Below are 23,983 nucleotides of genomic sequence, written 5' to 3'. Positions count from 1 at the left end.
GGAGCAGGAAACCATGAAGTTATTTCATACAGCCGATTGGCATTTAGGAAAGCTTGTTCATGGCGTGTATATGACTGAAGATCAAAAGATTGTATTAGATCAGTTTGTACAAGCTGTTGAAGAAGAAAAACCAGATGCCGTAATTATTGCAGGGGATTTATATGACCGAGCAATTCCACCTACGGAAGCAGTAGACTTATTAAATGATGTGCTGCAAAAAATAGTGATTGATTTACAAACACCAGTTATTGCAGTCGCAGGAAACCATGATAGTCCAGATCGTATTCATTTTGGAAGTAGTTTAATGAAGAAACAAGGATTATTTATTGTGGGGCAATTTCAATTTCCATATGAGCCAATTATATTAAATGATGAATATGGGGAGGTTCACTTCCATCTCATTCCTTATGCGGATCCAAGCATAGTGAGACATGTATTGAAAAACGAAGACGTACGTTCTCATGATGATGCGATGCGTATTTTTATGAATGAGCTTTCTGAAACGATGGATAAAGAAGCTAGACATGTATTTGTTGGTCATGCATTTGTAACTTCTGCGGGCGAAGCGGAAGAGAATACAAGTGATGCTGAACGACCGCTTTCAATTGGTGGTGCTGAATACGTGAATAGTCATTATTTTGATAAGTTTCATTACACAGCGCTTGGACATTTACATCAAGCGCATTTTGTACGTAATGAGACAATTCGATATTCAGGTTCTCCACTTGCATATTCTATTTCTGAAGAAAAACATAAAAAAGGATATTATATTGTGGAATTGGACGAGCAAGGTGAAGTAACAATTGAAAAAAGGTTACTTACACCACGCCGTAAAATGCGAACAGTAGAAGCGAAAATAGATGAATTGTTACAACATCCAGTAAGTGAAGATTACGTGTTTGTAAAATTATTAGATGAAAATCCTGTCTTGCAGCCAATGGAAAAAATACGCTCTGTTTATCCAAATGCAATGCATGTTGAAAGAGCCATTCAAAGACGAGAGTTCACTGAGTCAAATGAAGTAACTGTTTCAAGACATAAAATGGATGATTTATCATTATTAAAGGCTTTTTATAAAGAAATGAAAGGCTTAGATTTATCAGAAGAGAAAGAACGTCTATTTGTAGAAGTATTACAAACAGTGCAAGAACGGGAAGGTGAACGAGGATGAGACCGATTCAGCTTATTATGACGGCATTTGGCCCATATAAACAGAAAGAAGTAATTGATTTTGACGATTTGGGAGAGCATCGTATTTTCGCCATTTCTGGAAACACGGGCGCCGGAAAGACAACGATTTTTGATGCGATTTGTTATGTTTTATATGGTGAGGCAAGCGGAGAAGAACGAAGTGATACGAGCATGCTCCGCAGTCAATTTGCTGATGATAATGTGTATACAAGCGTAGAATTAACCTTTCAGTTAAAAGGGAAACGTTATGAAATAAAACGACAACTGGGACATAAAAAACAAGGGAACAAGACGATTACGGGACATGCAGTAGAATTATATGAAGTAATTGATGAAGAGAAGATTCCGGCTGTTGATCGTTTCCATGTAACGGATGTAAATAAAAAAGTAGAAGATTTAATTGGTTTAAGTAAACATCAATTTAGCCAAATTGTTATGTTACCGCAAGGGGAATTCCGAAAACTATTAACATCTGAGACAGAAAACAAAGAAGAGATTTTGCGTCGTATTTTTAAAACAGATCGTTATAAGTTAATGCGTGAGTTACTTGACCAAAAACGAAAACAATGGAAAGACGTCTTACAAGAAAAACAGAAAGAGCGAGAGTTATATTTCCGTAATGTTTTTAAATTACCAATTCGTGATGGAGCATTATTAGAGACATTAGTGGAACAAGACCATGTAAATACGCATCAAGTAGTAGAGGCATTAGAACAAGAGACAGCTGCGTATAAGGCAGAGGTGGAGCAATTACAAGTAGAACAAGATATTCAAACGAAGCAATTAAAGGATGCTGAAACACGTTTTCATGCAGCGAAGTCTGTAAATGAGAAATTTATAGATTTACAACAAAAGAATGAGAAATATAATACTTTACAAGAAAAACGTTCAGTAATTGAAATGAAAGAAATATCTTTTAAGCTTGCGGAACAAACGAAGCGCTTATTACCATTTGAACAGTGGTACGAAGAAGCAATGCAAAATGAGCAGAAAGCTGAAAGTTTGTTAAAACAAATTATCGCTAAAAAAGAAAATATAATGAATAATTTTGAACTTGCTCAGGAGAAATATGAAGCAGTAAAGAATAAAGAACCTGAGAGAGAAAATGCAAAAAAACTTGTTCAAAGATTAGAAGAGTTACAACCGATTATTGCATCATTAGCTGAGAAACAGTTGAATTTACAAAATGCAGAAATTCAACTAGGAAAATTAAAAGAAAGTATGCAAAACTTAGATCGACAATTAGAAGAGAATACAAATCAAAAACAGCTAATGTCTGGTGAATTACAGCAATTAGAGCGAGCGCTTGAACGATATGTAGATAAAGTAGAAGAACTAACGAATATGCGAGAAGATGCAAAAGTTTTAAAGCAAGCATATGACGTATGGCAAGAAAAACAAAAATTCGAGCAAGAAAAAGAAACTGCATTTATTAAGATGCAAGAGAAAGTTCGTGCATATGAGAATATGGAACGTCGCTGGTTAAGTGAACAAGCTGGTATATTAGCTCTTCATCTACATGATGGTGAATCTTGTCCAGTATGTGGCAGCACGAACCATCCGAAAAAAGCTTCAGAGCAAAGTGATGCCATCAATGAAAAAGAGTTAAATGATTTAAGAGAGAAGAAGAACATTGCTGAAAAATTACATGTGCAAGTAGAGGAGAAATGGAATTTCTATCATCTTCAATATGAACAAGTAATAGAAGAGGTTAAGAAGCGAGGTTATCGCTCAGAAGAATTAGCTGAAACATATAGTGCGCTTGTTCAAAAAGGAAAACAATTAGCAACTGAAGTGAATACGTTAAAAGCAAGTGAAGAAACGCGTAAGCAAACAGCTGTGAAAATAAAAAGCATAGAAGAAAAAGTAGATGCACTTCAGAAACAAAAACATGAGGTAGAAACAGAACAGCACCGTATAGAAATGGATTGTATGCAGCTTCGTACGTCATATGAACATGATAAGAAAAACATTCCTGAAAACTTACAAACAGTCCAAGCTTGGAAAGTCCAGTTTGACCAAGCTATGCATGAGCTCAAATTAATGGAGGACGAATGGAAGAAAGTGCAGGAGGCGTATCAACATTGGCAAAATGAAAATATACGTATTCAAGCAGAACAGGAAGGTGCTTCTAATCAATTTGAAAGTGCAAAATCGAAGAAAGAAGAGACTTTCACGCGCTTTATGAAAGAGCTTGAACAGAGTGGATTTACAGATCAAATTACGTATAAAGAAGCGAAATTAAGTGATGCCGAGATGGATATGTTACAAAAAGAAATTCAAAGCTATTATTCATCTCTTGAAGTACTTGCAAAACAAATTGAAGAGTTACAGGGTGAATTAAAAGATAAAGAGTATATGGATATTACAGCGTTAGGTGAACATATAAAAGATCTAGAAATTAACCTTGATATCATTAAAGAAAAACGTCAACGTGCGCAAAATGCGGTAACATATATTTCTGATTTACATGAAAATATTAGACGTATTGATGAGCAAATTCATGAGGAAGAAAAAGCTTTCCAAGAACTTGTTGACTTATATGAAGTAATGAAAGGTGATAACGAAAGCCGTATATCATTTGAACGTTACATCTTAATTGAGTATTTAGAACAAATTGTTCAAATTGCAAACGAACGATTACGTAAATTATCAAATGGACAATTTTATTTAAAACGAAGTGAACGAGTTGAAAAGAGAAATCGTCAAAGTGGATTAGGGTTAGATGTATACGACGCATATACTGGCCAAACACGCGATGTAAAAACATTATCTGGCGGCGAGAAATTCAATGCCTCACTTTGCTTAGCGCTCGGCATGGCAGACGTCATTCAAGCGTATGAAGGCGGTATTTCAATCGAAACGATGTTTATCGACGAAGGATTCGGTTCATTAGATGAGGAGTCATTAACGAAAGCAGTAGATGCATTAATTGACTTACAAAAATCAGGCCGATTTATCGGTGTCATTTCACATGTTCAAGAGCTGAAAAACGCAATGCCAGCTGTATTAGAAGTAACGAAGCAGAAGGATGGGTGTAGTCAGACACGGTTTGTGGTGAAGTAAGTTCAATTGTAATTCATATTATTTGCGATTCTTTAGTATAGAACTTTTGATAAAATAAAGGGGCTGTCTCATAAGTCTCTTTCGAAGTAAGATCACATGAAATCGAAAAGGCAGAAATGTTATAAAATCAACATTTCTGCCTTTCACTTTTTATACGATTTTGGCTAAAAAGCATCTTTTGGGACAGCCTCTTTATTTGTTATTCAAAATTAGATAATTCACCTATGAGTTATCTGTAGAAGACGGCGTATTTTCCAAACGATTATAAGCTTTAAAAGCCGAAATTGCCGAGATAACACCGCCTACTAAAAATAAAGCCGATCCACCGACCAAAATGATACGACTGACATATGTTTCGCGCGCTTCTTCAACTTCTTCTTGTAACATTGTAGGCATTTGAATTCCCCCTAAATAACATTTATTTTGTAGATAGTATATACAAACGCCTAAAATATGTTAAAATCACTGGATAGTGTTAGGAGGAAATATGTAGTTAGATGTGAATTATTTGAAAAATCTTCATTACAAATTTATGCGAACTTCACATAGAGCACATATTAACATTGTATTATGTATATGTACCAAATAAATAAAGTGAATGTAAGTTCTGTTTTCAAAAATTTAAAATCCTTTTATTTCTATATGAAAGTTTTAATCGAGGGTTTTAAAAATTTTGGAAATAGATCTTATAAAAATGGAATTCATATAAAAGGGGAATGTCTTATGACAACATATACGAGTGAAATGAAAAAAACTTTAGTTTCAGAAGAAGATGTAGATATTTTAAAAATTATGGCGCATCCAATCCGACTGCAAATTGTAAATGAATTAAGTACAAGAAAAACTTGTAATGTAACACAATTAACAGAGTTACTGAACATCCCGCAATCTACTGTTTCACAACATTTATCAAAAATGAAGGGTAAAGTGTTACGAGCAGAGAGAAGAGGTTTAGAAATTTATTATCATATTAACAATTTAAAAGCGAGTAAGATTGTTAATGTTTTAGGGTATATAAACTAGTGAAATATTTTTATATAAAATAGCCCCTGCTGTTTAGCAGGGGCTATTTTGGGTTGTTTTATGTATTTGCATTTAAAACTTTATAGTTTTTATGATTTACAATTGTTCGATCAAATTCAAAAGTACCACCGCTTACATTTGTAATTTCAACTAAGACCGATTCAGTATAAAGTTTTAATACAGATCCTGTAATCTTTAAATTGTTTCGTTGAAAAAGTATAGTATCCCCTACGTTTGCTTTCATAGTACCTCCTCATTAAAGACAGAAATATTTTTTATTATATATATTAAACCACGTATAAGTATATTAGTGAATATTTAGTTTTATTTATCAAAAAAATATTTGTAGTCTATGTGTGCAGAATTAAAAGAAGTTTTAACAAGACGTATTAAAAATGCTTTCATTATGATGGAATTTGTAGAGCCAATTATTACATTTGAAGAAACAATTATAAATGTATAAAGAAAGTCAGGCTTATGAATTAATTTAATAAAACCGTCTCTTTAATGTTTATTAAAGAGACGGTTTTATTGTTTTACTATTGAAAAAAGGATTCAAAAACATATGTAAATTTAACTTATACAAAACAATATGAACAACTATTACGTATTTAAAAAACATTTTTTTGTATTTCATCCTTCGTTTTCTGTAACTGATTCCATGTTTTTGACGCCCTGCCTTGTAAGTGCTTACATAACTGAAAACATCTTATACAATGAAGGTGTTAAATCAAAAGAGATGACCAAAATGAACATAAAAAAACAAGACTTAGCGAAAAGCATTGAAATAGAAAGAGGAGGCGGAAAGGTATGAAAAAATCAAAGGTTAATCCATGGCTTGTTGTCCTTGGTACAGTAATAGTTCAAATGGGACTTGGAACGATATATACATGGAGTTTATTCAATCAGCCTTTAGTTAGTAAATACGGTTGGAGTCTTAACGCGGTTGCGATAACTTTCTCAATTACTAGTCTTTCCTTAGCATTTTCAACTTTATTTGCAAGTAAATTGCAAGAAAAATGGGGACTTCGTAAACTTATTATGATAGCTGGACTAGCATTAGGACTAGGATTAGTACTTAGTTCACAAGCTTCTTCGTTAATATTGCTTTATATACTAGCAGGAGTTGTTGTAGGTTACGCAGATGGTACAGCTTATATTACTTCACTATCTAATTTAATTAAGTGGTTCCCTGAACGTAAAGGTTTAATCTCTGGTATATCTGTAGCTGCATATGGTACAGGTAGCTTAATTTTCAAATATATAAATGCAAAGTTAATCGATTCCGTTGGTGTATCGCAAGCGTTTATATATTGGGGTTTAATTGTTACAGCTATGATTGTCCTTGGAGCTTGTTTAATCCATCAAGCTGCTGATCAAGGTGCAGTTCAGGAAACAAACACTCATGAATATACAATGAAAGAAATGTTAGGCACAAAACAAGTATACTTATTATTCATCATGTTATTTACATCATGTATGAGTGGCTTATACTTAATTGGTATGGTAAAAGACATTGGTGTTCAACTTGTAGGGCTTAGTGCAGCGACAGCAGCTAATGCGGTGGCTATGGTTGCAATATTTAACACATTAGGTCGTATTATTCTAGGACCGTTATCAGATAAAATTGGTCGTTTAAAAATCGTTACGGGTACTTTTGTGGTTATGGCGAGTTCGGTATTAGTTCTAAGTTTCGTAGATTTGAATTACGGTATCTACTTCGTATGTGTAGCAAGTGTAGCGTTTTGTTTTGGTGGAAATATTACTATTTTCCCAGCTATTGTTGGTGATTTCTTCGGTATGAAAAACCATAGTAAGAATTACGGAATTGTGTATCAAGGATTTGGATTTGGAGCGCTTGCAGGTTCCTTTATCGGTGCACTTCTAGGTGGATTCAAACCAACCTTTATGGTGATTGGCGTACTATGTGTCGTGTCATTCATTATCGCAATTTTAATTCGAGCACCTAAACAGAAAAAAGAACAAGAAGAAGCGTATCGCAGCGTAGCATAAGTATATAAATCTTCTATAACACTATAGTTACGAAAAAGCATCCTGTTAAATAGGGTGCTTTTTTGAGTTATTTTAACAAGGTTAAATTACTTTTTATTTTTTTTGATATAAAAGTGAGTGAAATATCCGTTTGGATTATATTGGAATATAATAAATCGATGCATCGTATTCGAAATATGTATTAAATCTTAAATAATAAAGAAAATATGAATTGATGTTTGCAAGATATATTTTCAGACAAATATTGAGAAAATAAATGCTCGACTTTTTGTTAAGGCTTTGTAACTGAAGAGACCTTCAGTTTATCATCTTCAATTTTTACAAAGAGGAGTAAGAATTAAAGTATTAATGTAAGTGTTTATTAATACTTTTAGATGTAATTGTATTGAAAAGCACTAAAGTTTTTATCTGAAAAATAAAAATAGGTTGACAAGTTTATTGAGAAAGATTATCATTTCGGTGTAAGAACATTAAATGAAAAACATTATCAATGAATAATATTTTAATGAAAAGTACACTTGACCAATTAGTTTAGTAAGTGTATTATTTTTTACATCAATAATGATAATCATTATCATTATTTATTTAATTAGATTGATTTTTAAATGAAAGGATAGAGGAAATGAACTTAGGGGAATTTGATGGGAAAACTGTTTTAGTAACAGGTGCAGCTCAAGGTATAGGTAGTGTTGTTGCTAAAATGTTTTTAGAAAGAGGAGCTACAGTTATTGCGGTTGATCAAAATGAAGAGGGATTAAACGAACTCTTAAATGAAATACATTTGAAAACGTTTTGCTTAGATGTGAGTGATAGTACCGCAGTTGAACAGATGGTAAATGATATTGAAAATGAAATAGCTCCAATAGATATATTAGTAAATGTTGCAGGGGTTTTACGTATGGGAGCGATTCACTCGTTAAGTGATGAAGATTGGAATAAAACGTTTTCTGTAAATTCTACAGGAGTTTTCTATATGTCCCGAGCAGTAAGTAAACATATGATGCAAAGAAAGTCAGGGGCAATTGTTACAGTTGGTTCAAATGCAGCAAATACGCCGAGAATGGAGATGGCTGCATATGCTGCATCAAAAGCTGCTACGACGATGTTTATGAAATGTTTAGGATTAGAACTTGCAGCGTATAACATTCGCTGTAACGTAGTTTCTCCAGGTTCTACTGAAACTGAAATGCAAAGGTTACTATGGGCTGATGAGAATGGAGAAAAAAATATAATTGCTGGTTCTCAAAGTACATATAGACTCGGTATACCGTTACAAAAAATTGCACAGCCTTCAGAAATTGCTGAAGCAGTATTGTTTTTAGCTTCAGATAAAGCTAGTCATATTACAATGCATAATTTATGTGTTGATGGCGGAGCTACATTAGGCGTTTAATAAAAAATTCAGGGGGTTACTATACAATGAAGGAATTTACGGCTGTAAAGGAACTGTCAGAAAAATTACTAGAAGATTATAAGACTGAATCTTCATTCTTTTTCGCTTCACCAACTCGAACGATATTAGCAGAAGGAGAGTTTACTACAGTAAAGCATCATGAAATTGAAAGTTTCCCAGAACTTGTACAAGCAGTATTATGTAATGCAAAACAAGCCGGAAATCTGAATCCTATCGTTGTCGGTGCTTTGCCATTTGATCGTAGAAAAGAAGTCCAACTTATCGTACCAGAATATAGTAGGACTTCTGAACGATTACAATTGGATACAACAAATCAGCTTGAAACAAATGAGAACTTAACATTCGAAATGACGCCAATGCCAGCGCCTGAAGTGTATATGAATGGTGTGAAGCAAGGAATTGCAAAAATAAAGGGCGGGGATTTAAAAAAAATCGTTCTATCCAGATCGTTAGATGTTAATTCTTCCGAAAAGATTGATAAGCAAAAACTTCTTCGAGAATTAGCAGCGCATAATAAGCATGGATATACATTTGCTGTGAATGTATCGAAAGATGAAAATGAGAGTAGTAAGACGTTAATTGGAGCGAGCCCTGAATTACTCGTCTCACGTAATGGTATGCAAGTTATTTCTAATCCGTTAGCTGGTTCAAGGCCACGTAGTGAGGATTCAGCTGAAGATAAGAGAAGAGCAGAGGAATTACTTTCTTCTCCAAAAGATTTACATGAACATGCGGTAGTAGTAGAAGCAGTTGCTGCAGCGCTTCGTCCGTACTGTCATACATTACATGTTCCGGAAAAGCCATCCGTTATTCATAGTGAAGCGATGTGGCATTTATCTACTGAAGTGAAAGGTGAACTAAAGGATCCGAATACTACTTCTTTGGAATTAGCAATTGCTCTTCATCCGACGCCAGCAGTTTGCGGCACACCGATGGAAGAAGCGAGAGAGGCGATTCAAAAAATTGAGCCATTTGACCGTGAATTCTTTACAGGAATGCTAGGGTGGAGTGATTTAAATGGAGACGGTGAATGGATTGTTACAATTCGTTGTGCTGAAGTACAAGAAAATACACTCCGTTTATATGCAGGAGCGGGCGTTGTTGCTGAGTCAAAACCAGAAGATGAATTAGCAGAAACATCAGCTAAGTTCCAAACAATGTTGAAAGCATTAGGATTAAATGATAGTTCACTTAATGAAAAGTAGGGGGCAGAAAGAATGCTAACAGGTTATACAAAATGGCCAAAAGAATTTGCTGATCGTTATCGAGAGGAAGGGTGTTGGCTTGGGGAAACATTTGGCGGGATGTTAAGAGAGCGAGCTGAAAAATATGGCGATCAAATTGCAGTTGTAAGTGGTAATACGCATATTACGTATAGTGAGTTTGATAAAAAAGTAGATCGATTAGCTTCAGGGCTACTGAATTTAGGAATAAAGCAAGAGGATCGAGTTGTAATCCAGCTACCTAACGTTATTGAGTTTTTCGAAGTATGTTTTGCGCTATTTCGAATTGGGGCACTTCCTGTTTTTGCATTACCTTCACATCGAAGCAGTGAAATTAGTTATTTTTGTGAGTTTGGTGAGGCGAGTGCTTACGTTATTTCAGATAAAGCTCTCGGTTTTGATTATCGAAAACTAGCAAGAGAAGTGAAAGAGAAAGTGCCAACTTTACAACATGTAATTGTAGTGGGAGAAGAAGAAGAATTTGTGAACATAAGTGATTTATATATAGATCCCGTTCCATTACCAGAAGTTCAGCCAAGTGATGTTGCGTTTCTCCAATTATCAGGGGGGACAACAGGACTTTCTAAATTAATTCCTCGAACGCATGATGATTATATTTATAGTTTACGTGTTAGCGCTGAAATTTGTAATTTAAGTGCAAAGAGTGTCTATATGGCCGTTCTTCCAGTAGCACATAATTACCCGATGAGCTCTCCTGGTACATTTGGAACTTTCTATGCGGGTGGAAAAGTAGTGCTGGCAACTGGAGGTAGTCCAGATGAGGCATTTGCACTTATTGAAAAAGAAAAAGTTACGATTACTGCTCTCGTACCACCATTAGCAATGATATGGCTTGATGCTGCATCTTCACGTAATAACGATTTATCGAGTCTAGAAGTGATTCAAGTAGGTGGCGCGAAATTTAGTGCTGAAGTTGCAAAACGTATACGCCCTACATTTGGATGTACATTACAGCAAGTATTCGGTATGGCGGAAGGATTAGTGAACTATACAAGATTAGATGATCCGGAAGAAATTATTATTCATACACAAGGTAGACCAATGTCTGCAATCGATGAAGTACGAGTTGTTGATGAAAATGACAACGATGTAAAACCTGGCGAAGTAGGTAGTTTATTAACAAGAGGGCCATATACAATTCGTGGTTATTATAAAGCAGAAGAGCATAATGCACAATCGTTTACAAAGGATGGATTTTATCGCACAGGAGATCTTGTGAAAGTAAATGAACAAGGTTACATCATTGTAGAAGGAAGAGATAAAGATCAAATTAATCGTGGTGGTGAAAAAGTTGCCGCGGAAGAAGTTGAAAATCATCTATTAGCACATGTTGCAGTACATGATGTAGCGATTGTATCTATGCCTGACGATTATTTAGGAGAACGTACTTGTGCATTTGTTATAGCTCGCGGACAAGCTCCGGCAGTAAGTGAATTAAAAAAATTTTTAAGAGAGCGTGGTATAGCAGCTTATAAGATTCCAGATCGAATTGAATTTATTGAATCATTCCCGCAAACAGGCGTTGGAAAGGTAAGCAAAAAAGAACTACGTAAAGTCATTGCTGAAAAACTTATTACAGTAAAACAATAATAAAAACCGGAAGGAAGTGATTAGATGGCTATCCCATCTATTTCAGTATATAAAATGCCAATTGAATCAGAACTACCAAAAAATAAAGTGGATTGGAAACCAGATCCGAAACGTGCGGTTCTTCTAATCCATGACATGCAAGAATATTTTCTTGATGCATATAGCGATAAAGAGTCACCGAAAGTAGAACTCATTTCAAATATTAAGGTGATAAGAGAAAAATGTAAGGAACTTGGTATACCAGTTGTTTATACAGCGCAACCGGGTGGACAAACACTAGAACAACGAGGGTTATTACAAGATTTTTGGGGGGACGGTATTCCTGCTGGACCAGATAAAAAGAAAATTGTCGATGAACTTACTCCTGATGAGGATGATATATTCTTAACAAAATGGAGATATAGTGCATTTAAAAAGACAAATCTATTAGAAATTTTAAACGAACAAGGAAGAGATCAACTCATTATTTGCGGTATTTATGCGCATATTGGCTGCCTTTTAACAGCTTGTGAAGCATTTATGGATGGAATTCAGCCGTTCTTTGTAGCGGATGCAGTTGCTGATTTTTCACTAGAACATCATAAACAAGCGTTGGAGTATGCGTCAAATAGATGTGCAGTAACGACATCAACTAACAGTTTGTTAACAGAGTTACAAGGTTTAAAAGATGATGATGAAATCACTTTACAAAAAGTACATGAACTAGTTGCACAATTACTTCGTGAACCAGTAGAGAGTGTTGGGACTGATGAAGATTTATTAAATAGAGGACTTGATTCGGTCAGAATTATGAGTTTAGTAGAGAAGTGGCGTCGCGAAGGAAAGGAGATTACTTTTGCGGATTTAGCAGAGAACCCAACGGTTGTTGATTGGCATCGCTTATTATCTCTGCAAACAGAACGTGTACTTTAATATAGACTACATAATAAAGGGGTAGTGAAGAATGCCTAATAGTCAAAAGGTTCGTCATTCGTTATCATCTGCGCAGTCTGGTATGTGGTTTGCGCAAAAATTAGATCCACTTAATCCAATTTATAATACTGGGGAATATGTAGAAATAAACGGAAATATTCATCAAGACATTTTTGAATTAGCTGTACGTAAAGTTGTAATGGAAGCAGAAGCACTTCATGTTCGCTTCGAAGAGGATGAAATTGGCCCATGGCAAGTTATTGAAGAATCACAGTTTCATATGCATTTTATTGACGTTCGTAAAGAAGAAAATCCTGAAGAGGCTGCTAAAGCATGGATGAAAAATGATTTATCTATGCCAGTCGATTTGAAAAAAGATACTTTATTTACTGAAGCACTTATTCAAGTTGAAAATAATCGTTTCTTTTGGTATCAGCGCATCCATCACATTGTGATGGATGGCTATGGATTTTCACTTCTTAGCCAAAAGGTAGCGAATGAGTATACATCACTTATAGAAGAAAAAAACAAGAATGAAAAGCCATTTGGTTCTCTTGCAAAAGTTGTGCAAGAAGATATGGAGTATCGTGAGTCTAAACAATTTCAGGAAGATCGTGCTTTTTGGTTAGAAAAATTTGCGGATGAACCAGAAGTTGTAAGTTTGGCAGAACGAGCACCGAGAACATCGAATGGATTTTTACGTGAAACAGCTTATTTATCTAGTTCTAGTACGAAAACTTTACTAGAAAATATCAATATTTCGTTAACAAGTTGGCCGGAATTCATTGTCGCTGTAACAAGTATTTATATGCATAAATTAACAGGTGAAAATGATATTGTTTTAGGTTTACCGATGATGGGGCGTCTAGGTTCTGCATCTATTCATACACCGAGTATGGTAATGAATTTAGTACCACTTCGTCTTACTGTAACCCCAAATATAACTCTCGTAGAATTATTACAGCAAGTTTCTAAAGAAATCCGAGACGTACGTCGCCATCATAAATACCGTCATGAGGAATTAAGAAGAGACTTAAAGTTATTAGGTGAAAATCAAAGGTTATTTGGACCGTTAGTGAATGTTATGCCTTTTGATTACGGGCTTAACTTTGGTGGGAATCGTGGTATTACACATAATTTATCAGCAGGACCTGTCGATGATTTATCAATAAATGTATATAAACGTTTTGATCAAAATGAGCTAATGATTCATTTTGATGCGAATCCGGAAGTATATAATGGTGCGGAGCTAGCATTGCATAAAGAAAGATTTATGCAATTATTAGAATTAATGATAAATGCTTATCAAAAAGACGAGTCGATTGGAAAAATAAATATTACTCTTCCTGAAGAAAATCATAAAGTTTTATTGGAATGGAATGAAACGAAGGAAGACGATGAGTTAATCAGTCTACCTATATCATTTGAAAAACAAGTGCAAAAAACTCCAAATAAACTAGCGATTACTTGTGATGGTGTAAACTTTACGTATAAAGAGCTAAATGAACGAGCGAATGAACTAGCACATTATTTAGTAGAAGAAGGAATAAGACCAAATCAGTTTGTAGCTTTAGTATTTCCAAGATCAATAGAAATGGTAACTAGTATGCTAGCAGTTTTAAAGGCTGGTGCAGCGTATTTACCAATAGATCCAGAATACCCAGCTGAGCGAATAAATTATATAGTAAATGATGCAAAACCAGTTTGTATCATAACACATTCATCTGTTTCATCTAAGTTAGTTATAGAAAATGATATGAAAAAAATTGTATTAGATGACGAAGAAACGAAACTAGCATTACATACATATTCTCGTATGAATATAGAATGTAAGAATGATGTATCACTTTTAAACCCAGCCTATACAATATATACTTCAGGCTCAACGGGTAACCCAAAAGGTGTAATTGTTCCTATGAAAGCTTTAAGTAACTTTTTATTGGCCATGGACGATATGTTGTCATTACATGAAAATGATCATTTATTAGCAGTTACAACATTTGCGTTTGATATTTCTGCTCTAGAAATTTATTTACCTCTTATTAGTGGTGCAAGTTTAACAATTGCGCAAAAGGAAGACATTCAAGAGCCTTCTGCATTAACGACACTTTTACAGGAAGAAAGAGTGACCATTATGCAGGCTACACCGACGCTTTGGCAGGCGTTAGTAACTGATTATCCAGAGAAGCTACAAGGGCTAAACATACTAGTTGGTGGTGAAGCTCTTCCAGCGCATTTAGCAAATAAATTAAAAGAATTAGGTTGTTCATTAACTAATTTATATGGACCAACTGAAACGACTATTTGGTCTACTGTCATGAACATCGATGAAAGGGAAAGTGGTATACCTCCTATTGGAAAGCCAATTTGGAATACAGACGTGTATGTATTAGATGCAGGTTTACAACCAGTACCACCTGGAGTAATTGGTGAATTGTATATTGCAGGGGAAGGGCTTGCAAGCGGATATTTAGGAAAACCGGAGTTAACAGCTGAACGGTTTGTTGCAAATCCTTATGGAAAACCAGGGCAGCGCATGTACCGTACAGGTGATCTAGTAAAATGGCGCAGTGATGGTGTTTTAGAGTACATGAACCGCGCAGATCATCAAATTAAAATTCGTGGTTTCCGAATTGAATTAGCTGAAATTGAAATGGTATTACAACGCCATGAAAATATTAAGCAAGCAGTGGTTATGGTACAAGAAGATCGTCCAAATGATAAACGAATCATTGCGTATATTGTTGCCGAAGAGAAGGAAACGATTCATCTTTCAGAAATTCGTTCTTATGTTTCAGAAAGTTTAGCGAATTATATGGTGCCATCAGCATTTGTATTGCTAGAAGAATTACCATTAACGCCAAATGGAAAGGTTGATAGAAAGAAATTACCTGCTCCTGATTTTAATGGCATGAACAATGAGAGAGTTGCTAGAAATCCGAAAGAAGAAATATTATGTCATTTATTTGCAGAAGTACTTGGTGTTTCTCGCATTAGCATTGATGATAATTTCTTTGAAATGGGTGGACATTCGCTTCTTGCATCGCGTTTAATGGCAAGAATTCGTGAAACGTTAAGTGTCGAATTAGGAATTGGAAAACTATTTGAATCGCCAACTGTTGCTGAATTAGTGAAACAATTGGATCGAGCAAAAACTGCAAGACCAGCGATTAAGAAAGTAAGTAGGCCAAATGAAGTTCCACTTTCATTTGCACAGCGTAGATTATGGTTCTTACATTGTTTAGAAGGTCCAAGTCCTACTTATAATATTCCGTTAGTCATTCGTTTGTCTGGAAAGTTGAACGAGGGAGCATTACAACGTGCCTTTTATGATGTAGTCGAGAAACATGAAACACTTAGAACAATTTTCCCTAACGTATTAGGTAGTTCCTACCAGGAAATTTTACATATGGAAAACTTAAATCTTGAAATGATTATAACAAATACATGTAAAAATGAATTAGAAAGTGTACTTGCGGAGGCTGTAAGATATAGCTTTAACCTCGATGTTGAACCAGCAGTTCGTTTGCAACTATTTACAGTGAATGAAAACGAACATGTATTACTAATTCTATTGCATCATATTGTAGGGGATGGCTGGTCGTTACAACCGTTGACGAGAGATTTTACAGCGGCGTATAAAGCGCGATGTCAAGGGAACAAAGTACAGCTGGAGACACTTCCAGTTCAATACGCAGATTATGCACTTTGGCAACAGCAATTGTTAGGGGATGAAACTACACAAGAAAGTCTCATTTCAACACAATTAGATTTTTGGAAGAAAGAGTTAAAGGGATTACCAGATCAATTGGAGTTACCTACAGATTATCAGCGTCCAATGGAAACGAGTTACAGAGGAGAAACAATTCATTTTCATATAGATGCAGGTATGCATAGTAGGTTAGTAGAGCTCGCACGGAAAAACGGAGTTAGTTTGTTTATGGTATTACAAGCAGGACTAAGTGCGCTATTTACAAGATTAGGTGCAGGCACTGATATACCAATTGGAAGTCCGATTGCTGGAAGAAATGATGATGTACTTTCAGATATTGTTGGTTTATTTGTAAATACATTAGTGTTACGTACAAATACTTCAGGAGATCCAAGTTTTAAAGAATTATTAAATAGAGTGAAGCAGGCAAATCTTGCAGCTTATGAAAATCAAGATGTTCCATTTGAACGACTCGTTGAAGTGTTAAACCCGGTGCGTACTCGAAATAGTCATCCGCTATTTCAAGTTATGTTAGCTTTCCAAAATACGCCAGAAGCAATCTTTGATGTCCCGGATATAGAAACGAGCCTTGAAATTCAAAGTGTTGGCTCTGCGAAGTTTGATTTAACATTTGAAATTAGTGAGAGTCACGGGGTTGATGGTACTCCGGACGGTTTACATGGTTTACTAGAGTTTAGTACCGATTTATATAAACATGAAACGGTTCAAAAACTAATAGAACGATTCATTTTGTTATTAGATGATGCGGCGACAAATCCAGATCAATCCATTGGCAGATTAGAAATATTAACTTTAGCAGAGAAAAATACAGTGTTAGAAAAGTGGAATGGTGGTTTTCAAATTGCACCAGAAATGACATTGCCACAATTATTTGAAAAGCAGGTTCATATTAATCCAAATGCTATTGCTGTCGTCTTTGAAAATAAGAAATTAACTTATGAAGAGTTAAATAGAAAAGCAAATAAAATAGCTCGATTCCTAATAGCAAAAGGAATTGGTCCTGATCAACTCGTTGCTTTAGCGATGCCAAGATCATTAAACATGGTTGTAAGCTTATTAGCTGTTCTTAAAGCTGGTGCTGGATACCTTCCGTTAGATCCAGATTACCCAGCAGACCGTATTTCTTTTATGCTACACGATGCGAAACCATCATGTGTTTTAACGAATTCAGAAGTGGAAATTGAATGTAATGAGGCACTAAAAGTTTTAGTTGATAATGTAAAAGTAATAGAAGAAATTGAGAAACATAGTGAAGACAATATTGATGAAATGGAGCGCGTGAAGCCATTAACTCCATCACATATTGCTTACGTTATTTATACATCAGGTTCAACAGGTAGACCGAAAGGCGTTATGATACCTCATCAAAATGTAGTAAGACTTTTAGGAGCAACTGATCATTGGTTCCAGTTTGATGGAAACGATGTGTGGACGATGTTCCATTCATATGCTTTTGATTTCTCGGTTTGGGAAATTTGGGGACCTTTATTATACGGAGGGCGCTTAGTTGTAGTTCCACATACTGTAAGTCGCTCGCCGAAAGAATTTTTACAGCTTCTTGTTAAAGAAAAGGTAACTGTTTTAAACCAAACTCCATCAGCGTTCTATCAATTGATGCAAGCAGATCGTGAAAATAAAGAGATTGGCCAACAATTATCTTTACGATATGTTGTTTTTGGAGGTGAAGCACTTGAGCTAAGTCGATTAGAAGATTGGTATAGTCGACATCCTCATAACGCGCCGAAGCTTATTAATATGTACGGTATTACTGAGACGACAGTACATGTTAGTTATATTGAGCTAGATGAGAGTACCGTTTCTTTACGAGCAAATAGTTTAATTGGGTGCAGTATACCTGATCTTAAAGTATACGTATTAGATCATTATTTACAACCAGTGCCACCTGGAGTAGTTGGAGAAATGTATGTTGCAGGTGCAGGGCTTGCTCGTGGATATTTAGGAAGGGCAGGTTTAACTGCAGAACGTTTTATTGCAGATCCATTTGGCAAGCCAGGTACAAGAATGTATCGTACTGGAGACTTAGCACGTTGGCGTCAAGATGGGACGCTAGATTATATAGGACGTGCAGATCATCAAATAAAAATTCGTGGATTCCGAATTGAATTAGGAGAAATAGAAGCGGTCATAATGAAACATCCTACAGTTGAGCAAGTAGCAGTTATTGTACGGGAAGATCAACCAGGGGATAAACGATTAGTTTCTTATATCGTCGCATCAAATAATGAAGCGATTGATACGAATGAAATGCGTCAGTTTGCTAGTGGTAGTTTACCAGATTATATGGTTCCATACGCTTTTGTAGTAGTAAATGAGTTCCCTTTAACTCCGAACGGTAAGTTAGATAGAAAGGCATTGCCAGCTCCAGAATTTATCGTATCATCTTCTAGTCGTGGACCAAGAACACCGCAAGAAGAAATGTTATGTGACTTGTTTACAGAAGTGCTAAGTGTACCTCAAATTGGAATTGATGACGGATTCTTTGATTTAGGTGGTCATTCACTCCTTGCAGTGCAGCTTATGAGCCGTATTAAAGAAGCACTTGGGATCGAATTAAATATCGGAACTTTATTTGCAGCACCTACTGTCGCAGGCCTTGCTGAAAGACTTGAAGTGGGAAATGGACAAAGTGCACTCGATGTGTTGCTTCCGTTACGAGCAAGTGGAAACCAATTGCCACTATTTTGTGTACACCCAGCAGGTGGATTAAGTTGGTGCTATGCAGGACTTATGAAATCTTTAGGAACAGATTATCCAATCTACGGTGTACAAGCACGTGGTATCGCTAAAAATGAAGAACTTCCAAAAAGTTTAGAGGAAATGGCAGCGGATTATTTAAAACACGTCCGTGAAGTACAGCCTCACGGACCATATCGTTTACTCGGTTGGTCGCTCGGAGGAAATGTTGTGCATGCAATGGCAGCGCAACTACAAAATGAAGGGGAAGAAGTAGAATTACTCGTTATGCTAGATTCTTATCCTGGTCACTTCCTACCGAATACGGAAGCGCCTACTGAAGAGGAAGCGTTAATCGCATTACTTGCTTTAGGCGGATATGACCCAGATAACATGGATGGTAAACCACTTACGATGGAAAGTGCAGTTGAAATCCTTCGTACAGATGGAAGTGCATTAGCAAGTCTTGAAGAAGAGACTATATTGAACTTGAAAGAAACATATGTAAATTCGGTAGGATTATTAGGGAGATACGTACCGAAAGTTTATAATGGAGATATTTTATTATTTAGATCTACTGTTATACCAGACTGGTTTGATCCTATTTCTCCAAATACATGGCTAAATTATTTAGATGGGAAAATTGTGCAGCATGATATTGACTGTAGACATAAAGATCTATGTCAGCCAGGTCCACTTACGGAAATTGGACAAGTATTAGCGAAATATTTGCAGAATAAGAAAGGGGTAAGGAGAGTATGACGAATCCATTTGAAAATGATAATTACACATATAAAGTATTAATAAATGAGGAGGGCCAGTATTCTCTCTGGCCTGTCTTTCTTGATGTACCTATTGGGTGGAATGTCGTACATGAAGAAGCTAGCAGGCACGATTGCTTACAATATGTTGAAAATATCTGGACAGATTTGAATCCAAAAAGTAATCAAGCTGGTGAAAAAATAGTAGTAGGAAAACGATAATGAAAGCAAAAATAAATCCAAAAGTAGTTGTAAGCATCGTATATATAACAGCGATGTTTATGGCTGCCATGGACGCAACGATTGTAAATGTAGCACTGCAAACGATAAGTAAGGAACTGCAAGTGCCACCATCTGCGATGGGGACAGTTAATGTTGGATATTTAGTTAGCTTAGCTGTTTTCCTTCCGATTTCTGGTTGGTTAGGAGATCGATTCGGTACGAAAAGAGTATTTCTAGCTGCTCTTTTCGTATTTACAACCGCATCTGCGTTATGTGGGATAGCGAACGATATTACATCCTTGAATATTTTTCGTATTATTCAAGGTGCTGGTGGGGGGCTTTTAACACCAGTTGGGATGGCGATGTTATTCCGAACATTTTCACCAGAGGAAAGGCCGAAAATTTCTCGGTTTATTGTGTTGCCAATTGCTGTCGCACCGGCAGTAGGACCAATTATTGGTGGCTTTTTTGTAGATCAAATGTCTTGGCGCTGGGCATTTTATATTAATCTACCATTTGGAATTGTTGCATTGCTATTTGGACTTCTATTTTTAGCAGAGCATGTTGAAAAATCAGCTGGTCGCTTTGATTCTCTCGGCTTTATTTTATCAGCACCAGGATTTGCGATGCTCATATATGCACTCAGCCAGGGACCGTCAAAAGGGTGGATTTCTCCAGAAATTATGAGTACTGGGATAGCTGGGGTTGTATTCATTACATTGTTTATAATCGTAGAACTGAAAGTAAAGCAACCGATGTTAGATTTACGCTTATTAAAAGAACCAGTCTTTAGAAAGATGAGCCTTATTTCATTATTTTCATCAGCTGGTTTACTAGGAATGTTATTTGTTTTTCCGCTTATGTATCAAAATGTAATAGGAGCATCCGCACTGGAATCAGGTCTTACTACATTCCCAGAGGCCATTGGATTAATGATATCGTCACAGATTGTGCCATGGTCATATAAGAAATTAGGAGCTCGTAAGGTAATTTCTATAGGGGTAATTTGTACGGCGATTATCTTTATTTTATTAAGTTTTGTAAATCACGATACGAACCCTTGGCAAATACGGGTATTATTGTTTGGCATAGGTATTTTCTTAGGCCAATCAGTTGGAGCAGTTCAATTTTCTGCATTTAACAATATAACGCCGCCTTCTATGGGGAGAGCAACTACTATATTTAATGTGCAAAATCGATTAGGTTCAGCGATAGGAGTTGCTGTTTTAGCTAGTATACTAGCCGGTTTTGGAAATAGCAGTGTACAACATAATACTCATTCAGATTTATTGCCATATCAAGCAGCATTAATTGGATCAGCAATATTTTTACTCGTAGCATTACTATTTTCTTTACGTATTTCTGATAAAGAGGTAATGTCAAAAAAGAAGAAAAAACCGTTACCTGTATTACAAAAAGAGAAAGAAGTTGTAAATGAATAAGTTTGAAAATGGTCTTTTGAAATAAAATGATATTGGTATTTAGAAGGAGAGAGTTTACATGATAGAAAGTAAAGTTGTAGATTCTATACCGATTTTGAATGAGAATGATTGTCAAATATGGTGGGGAAGAATTTCGGATTTACAATCATGGCATTACAATTTACTAAATGATGTTGAACGAGAGAAAGCAAATTCATATCATCATTCGGCAGATCGTGCTCGTTTTATAATCGGTTGTGTAATTAGTAGATTAGTTCTAGGTAAAATACTTTCTATGTCACCAGTTCAAGTGCCAATTGATAGGCTGTGCCCAGTATGTAAGTTACAACATGGTAGACCACAATTACCAGAGGGGATGCCGCAGTTATCGGTTTCACATTCGGGTGAGTGGGTTGTAGTTGCATTTACAAAGTCTGCACCTGTAGGCGTTGATGTTGAACAAATGAATCCAGATGTTGATGTTATGAAAATGGTAGAAGGCGTATTAACCGACATTGAAATAGCGCAAGTTATGAAGTTGCCTAATGAACAAAAAATAGAAGGTTTTTTAACATATTGGACTAGAAAGGAAGCTGTGCTCAAAGCGACAGGTGAAGGTCTAATGATTCCACCAGTGGATATTACTATATCAGCTCCAAATGATCCTCCAAACTTGTTAGTTTTTCAGGATAGACAAGAGTTAGTAGAAAATACAGTGATGAGAGATTTAAGGCCAAGTATAGATTATATAGCTTCAATTGCAATATGTAGTAAAGAAGTCACCGAAATCATACAGCTGGATGCAGTAGCGCTTTTAAATTATAAATAAGTTTAATAAAATATTTTATAGAAGAGGTGTTCCTCATGCTAGTAGCGAAAAATAGAACAAATGAATCCACTTATAATGTACAAGCAATTAAAAATATTTTATTTTCTGGAGATACATCATCTATTCATGCTTTAGAAAAGTTATTGAATGATACAGTTCAGTTTGATGTTCTAGAACAAGAGGTGCTGGATAGACAGTATATCCCGAAAGAAGCAAAGAGTTTCTTTGATAAAAACGGAACATTTCTTTACCGTGTATCCAATATTAGTTATAAAGGGAAAGTATTATCTGAAAATCTCATTTTTGCGGATACCTCGTTTTTACCAAATACAATAAAGAGGGAGCTAGAGAGTGGAAACATTCCAGTTGAAAAACTTATAGAAAAGATGGAAGTAAGAAGGAACGTATTATATGAAGGATATCAGCCTTCTGGGAATATTATTGAATTATTTGATGGATGCTCTGTTTCGGCGCATGTGTATCCAACAAGAAAATATCAAATTGTAAGTAACTGCAGATGCATATTTTATATTTGCGAGGTGTATCATGCAGAAAATATAAAGCAATTACTAAATTAAAACAAGAAACCAGCCTATAAAATGGCTGGTTTCTTGTTTATTTCACAGCTTCTTTTAACTCTTTACCTGCTTTAAATGCAGGAACTTTACCAGCAGCGATTTGAATTTCTTCGCCGGTTTGTGGATTACGTCCTGTACGAGCAGATCTTTCACGCACTTCAAAAGTTCCAAAGCCGATTAATTGAACTTTATCGCCAGACTGTAATGCAGTAGCAATTGTGTCAAATACAGATTGTACAGCTGCAGAAGCATCCTTTTGAGAAATATCAGCTGATTGTGCGACATTTTTAATTAATTCTGTTTTGTTCATGTTTTCACCTCATAAAAAAATTTTTTGGAATGAATGATTTAGTATAATAGATAGTAAAGATAAAGCTATTTATATTGTTAGAAAGAATGCTATATAGTTATGTTAATTTCGTTGCAGGAAACTGAATCCCTGCTAATAATTAGGGATTAATTAAGAAATGATGCATAGAAAACGCTATAATATGAGGATGAGGGGGAGTATACGGATGATTTTTCGTGAAAAGGATGAGAAAGAAAGTACATTAATTCGTCAACATGATCATGGTTTTTTAGCTGGAGAGATTGCAAAGCATATAAAAGAAGATTTTTTTGAAGATGACACATATTTAAAAGAGACAATTGATGCAATATATGAGCATGATAGAGGATGGATAGAACTTGATAAAGTACCAATTTTAAATGATGCTAAAAATATCCCATATACATTTATGGATTGTCCAAGTTCATTACGTTTTGTCTTTTATACGATTGGTTTGAATGAAATTGAAGATTCCAATCCATACGGAGCATTACTTTGTAGTAAGCATTTTTTATCATTTCCATTAAATGAGGAAGATGAAGAGATGATGTCATTTTATACAGGGGAACTGGAACGACAAAAAAGAATATTGACGACGCTAACAAAAGAACAATTTGCGATGTTCGATAAACATTATAGATTATTAAAGTTTTGCGATGAACTTTCTTTATATGTCTGTATGAATAAACCGGGTGTAGAAAAGGAAGAGGAAATTGATTTGTTTAAAGATGGTTTTGAAGGAACAGAAATGTTTAATAGTAAGGAGGAGAAACCTATACAAGCTGAATGGGTGGACAAGGAAACAATTCGGATTACACCGTTTCCATTTCAAACGGAATTTCATACGTATGTAAAATATAAAACTATAAATAAACAAGAAATTGAAGAAAAAGGAATTGCAAAAGCTGATAGAGAATCAGAAATAAAGAAACAAACTATTCGTTTCATACAATAAGGAGGCGAT

At 35.5% G+C, this 23,983-nt stretch carries 17 protein-coding genes; 14 read left to right on the top strand and 3 right to left on the bottom strand.

Going from position 1 to position 23,983, the window contains the following annotated elements; all coding sequences use genetic code 11:
* The first annotated feature begins 13 nt into the window (after positions 1–13).
* Positions 14–1,171 carry an exonuclease SbcCD subunit D gene (locus BAQ46_RS17370; RefSeq protein WP_000765138.1) on the top strand — a complete coding sequence of 386 codons (1,158 nt, stop codon included), beginning with the start codon at positions 14–16 and terminating at the stop codon, positions 1,169–1,171.
* Positions 1,168–4,257: an AAA family ATPase gene (locus tag BAQ46_RS17365; RefSeq protein WP_071742229.1), complete on the top strand. Its 3,090-nt coding sequence runs from the start codon at positions 1,168–1,170 to the stop codon at positions 4,255–4,257. Before BAQ46_RS17370 ends, BAQ46_RS17365 begins: the two co-directional genes overlap by 4 nt.
* Positions 4,258–4,479: 222 nt before the next feature.
* On the opposite strand, the gene BAQ46_RS30715 is transcribed toward BAQ46_RS17365, so the two are convergent.
* Positions 4,480–4,653 (bottom strand): hypothetical protein, encoded by a 174-nt coding sequence (locus BAQ46_RS30715; protein WP_001142747.1) that lies wholly within the window; start codon positions 4,651–4,653, stop codon positions 4,480–4,482.
* Between the two features lie 327 nt (positions 4,654–4,980).
* Here BAQ46_RS30715 and BAQ46_RS17355 point away from each other — a divergent pair, with 327 nt between their 5' ends.
* Complete coding sequence (locus tag BAQ46_RS17355) at positions 4,981–5,280, top strand: ArsR/SmtB family transcription factor (RefSeq protein ID WP_000214794.1); 300 nt, start codon at positions 4,981–4,983, stop codon at positions 5,278–5,280.
* A gap of 58 nt (positions 5,281–5,338) precedes the next feature.
* Here BAQ46_RS17355 and BAQ46_RS17350 read toward each other — a convergent pair whose 3' ends face one another.
* A complete protein-coding gene (locus tag BAQ46_RS17350) occupies positions 5,339–5,524 on the bottom strand; it encodes a YkvS family protein (protein ID WP_000646792.1) in 186 nt (61 codons plus the stop codon).
* A gap of 566 nt (positions 5,525–6,090) precedes the next feature.
* Here BAQ46_RS17350 and BAQ46_RS17340 point away from each other — a divergent pair.
* The 10 genes from BAQ46_RS17340 (at position 6,091) to BAQ46_RS17295 (ending at position 22,691) form a co-directional block, all read left to right on the top strand.
* Positions 6,091–7,293, top strand: coding sequence for an L-lactate MFS transporter (locus BAQ46_RS17340; protein ID WP_000748916.1), 1,203 nt, complete (start codon positions 6,091–6,093; stop codon positions 7,291–7,293).
* A gap of 622 nt (positions 7,294–7,915) precedes the next feature.
* Positions 7,916–8,686 (top strand): 2,3-dihydro-2,3-dihydroxybenzoate dehydrogenase, encoded by a 771-nt coding sequence (gene dhbA, locus BAQ46_RS17335; RefSeq protein WP_001048422.1) that lies wholly within the window; start codon positions 7,916–7,918, stop codon positions 8,684–8,686.
* A 26-nt stretch (positions 8,687–8,712) separates the two neighbouring features.
* The gene (gene dhbC, locus BAQ46_RS17330) at positions 8,713–9,912 is read left to right on the top strand and encodes an isochorismate synthase DhbC (protein ID WP_071742228.1); all 1,200 of its coding nucleotides are present in this window, start codon (positions 8,713–8,715) and stop codon (positions 9,910–9,912) included.
* Between the two features lie 12 nt (positions 9,913–9,924).
* Positions 9,925–11,541 (top strand): (2,3-dihydroxybenzoyl)adenylate synthase, encoded by a 1,617-nt coding sequence (locus BAQ46_RS17325; protein WP_071742227.1) that lies wholly within the window; start codon positions 9,925–9,927, stop codon positions 11,539–11,541.
* 24 nt (positions 11,542–11,565) lie between these two features.
* Positions 11,566–12,453, top strand: a complete 888-nt coding sequence (gene dhbB / locus BAQ46_RS17320; RefSeq protein WP_001007245.1) for an isochorismatase — start codon at positions 11,566–11,568, stop codon at positions 12,451–12,453.
* 31 nt (positions 12,454–12,484) lie between these two features.
* Positions 12,485–19,642, top strand: a complete 7,158-nt coding sequence (locus tag BAQ46_RS17315; RefSeq protein WP_071742226.1) for an amino acid adenylation domain-containing protein — start codon at positions 12,485–12,487, stop codon at positions 19,640–19,642.
* Positions 19,639–19,863, top strand: coding sequence for an MbtH family protein (locus BAQ46_RS17310; RefSeq protein WP_071742225.1), 225 nt, complete (start codon positions 19,639–19,641; stop codon positions 19,861–19,863). Before BAQ46_RS17315 ends, BAQ46_RS17310 begins: the two co-directional genes overlap by 4 nt.
* Positions 19,863–21,305: an MDR family MFS transporter gene (locus tag BAQ46_RS17305; RefSeq protein WP_000644783.1), complete on the top strand. Its 1,443-nt coding sequence runs from the start codon at positions 19,863–19,865 to the stop codon at positions 21,303–21,305. Before BAQ46_RS17310 ends, BAQ46_RS17305 begins: the two co-directional genes overlap by 1 nt.
* A 58-nt stretch (positions 21,306–21,363) precedes the next feature.
* Positions 21,364–22,113 (top strand): 4'-phosphopantetheinyl transferase Sfp, encoded by a 750-nt coding sequence (sfp, locus tag BAQ46_RS17300; RefSeq protein WP_000572991.1) that lies wholly within the window; start codon positions 21,364–21,366, stop codon positions 22,111–22,113.
* 35 nt (positions 22,114–22,148) lie between these two features.
* Positions 22,149–22,691 carry a cold-shock protein gene (locus BAQ46_RS17295; protein ID WP_071742224.1) on the top strand — a complete coding sequence of 181 codons (543 nt, stop codon included), beginning with the start codon at positions 22,149–22,151 and terminating at the stop codon, positions 22,689–22,691.
* 37 nt (positions 22,692–22,728) lie between these two features.
* Here BAQ46_RS17295 and BAQ46_RS17290 read toward each other — a convergent pair whose 3' ends face one another.
* Positions 22,729–23,001, bottom strand: coding sequence for an HU family DNA-binding protein (locus BAQ46_RS17290; protein WP_001043907.1), 273 nt, complete (start codon positions 22,999–23,001; stop codon positions 22,729–22,731).
* A gap of 205 nt (positions 23,002–23,206) precedes the next feature.
* Here BAQ46_RS17290 and BAQ46_RS17285 point away from each other — a divergent pair, with 205 nt between their 5' ends.
* Positions 23,207–23,974, top strand: coding sequence for a DUF3891 family protein (locus BAQ46_RS17285; protein ID WP_000577275.1), 768 nt, complete (start codon positions 23,207–23,209; stop codon positions 23,972–23,974).
* Positions 23,975–23,983 lie beyond the last annotated feature (9 nt).

Origin of the sequence: Bacillus paranthracis, assembly GCF_001883995.1 — a bacterium.
GTDB lineage: Bacteria > Bacillota > Bacilli > Bacillales > Bacillaceae_G > Bacillus_A > Bacillus_A paranthracis.
This window is presented reverse-complemented; position numbering and strand designations above follow the sequence as displayed.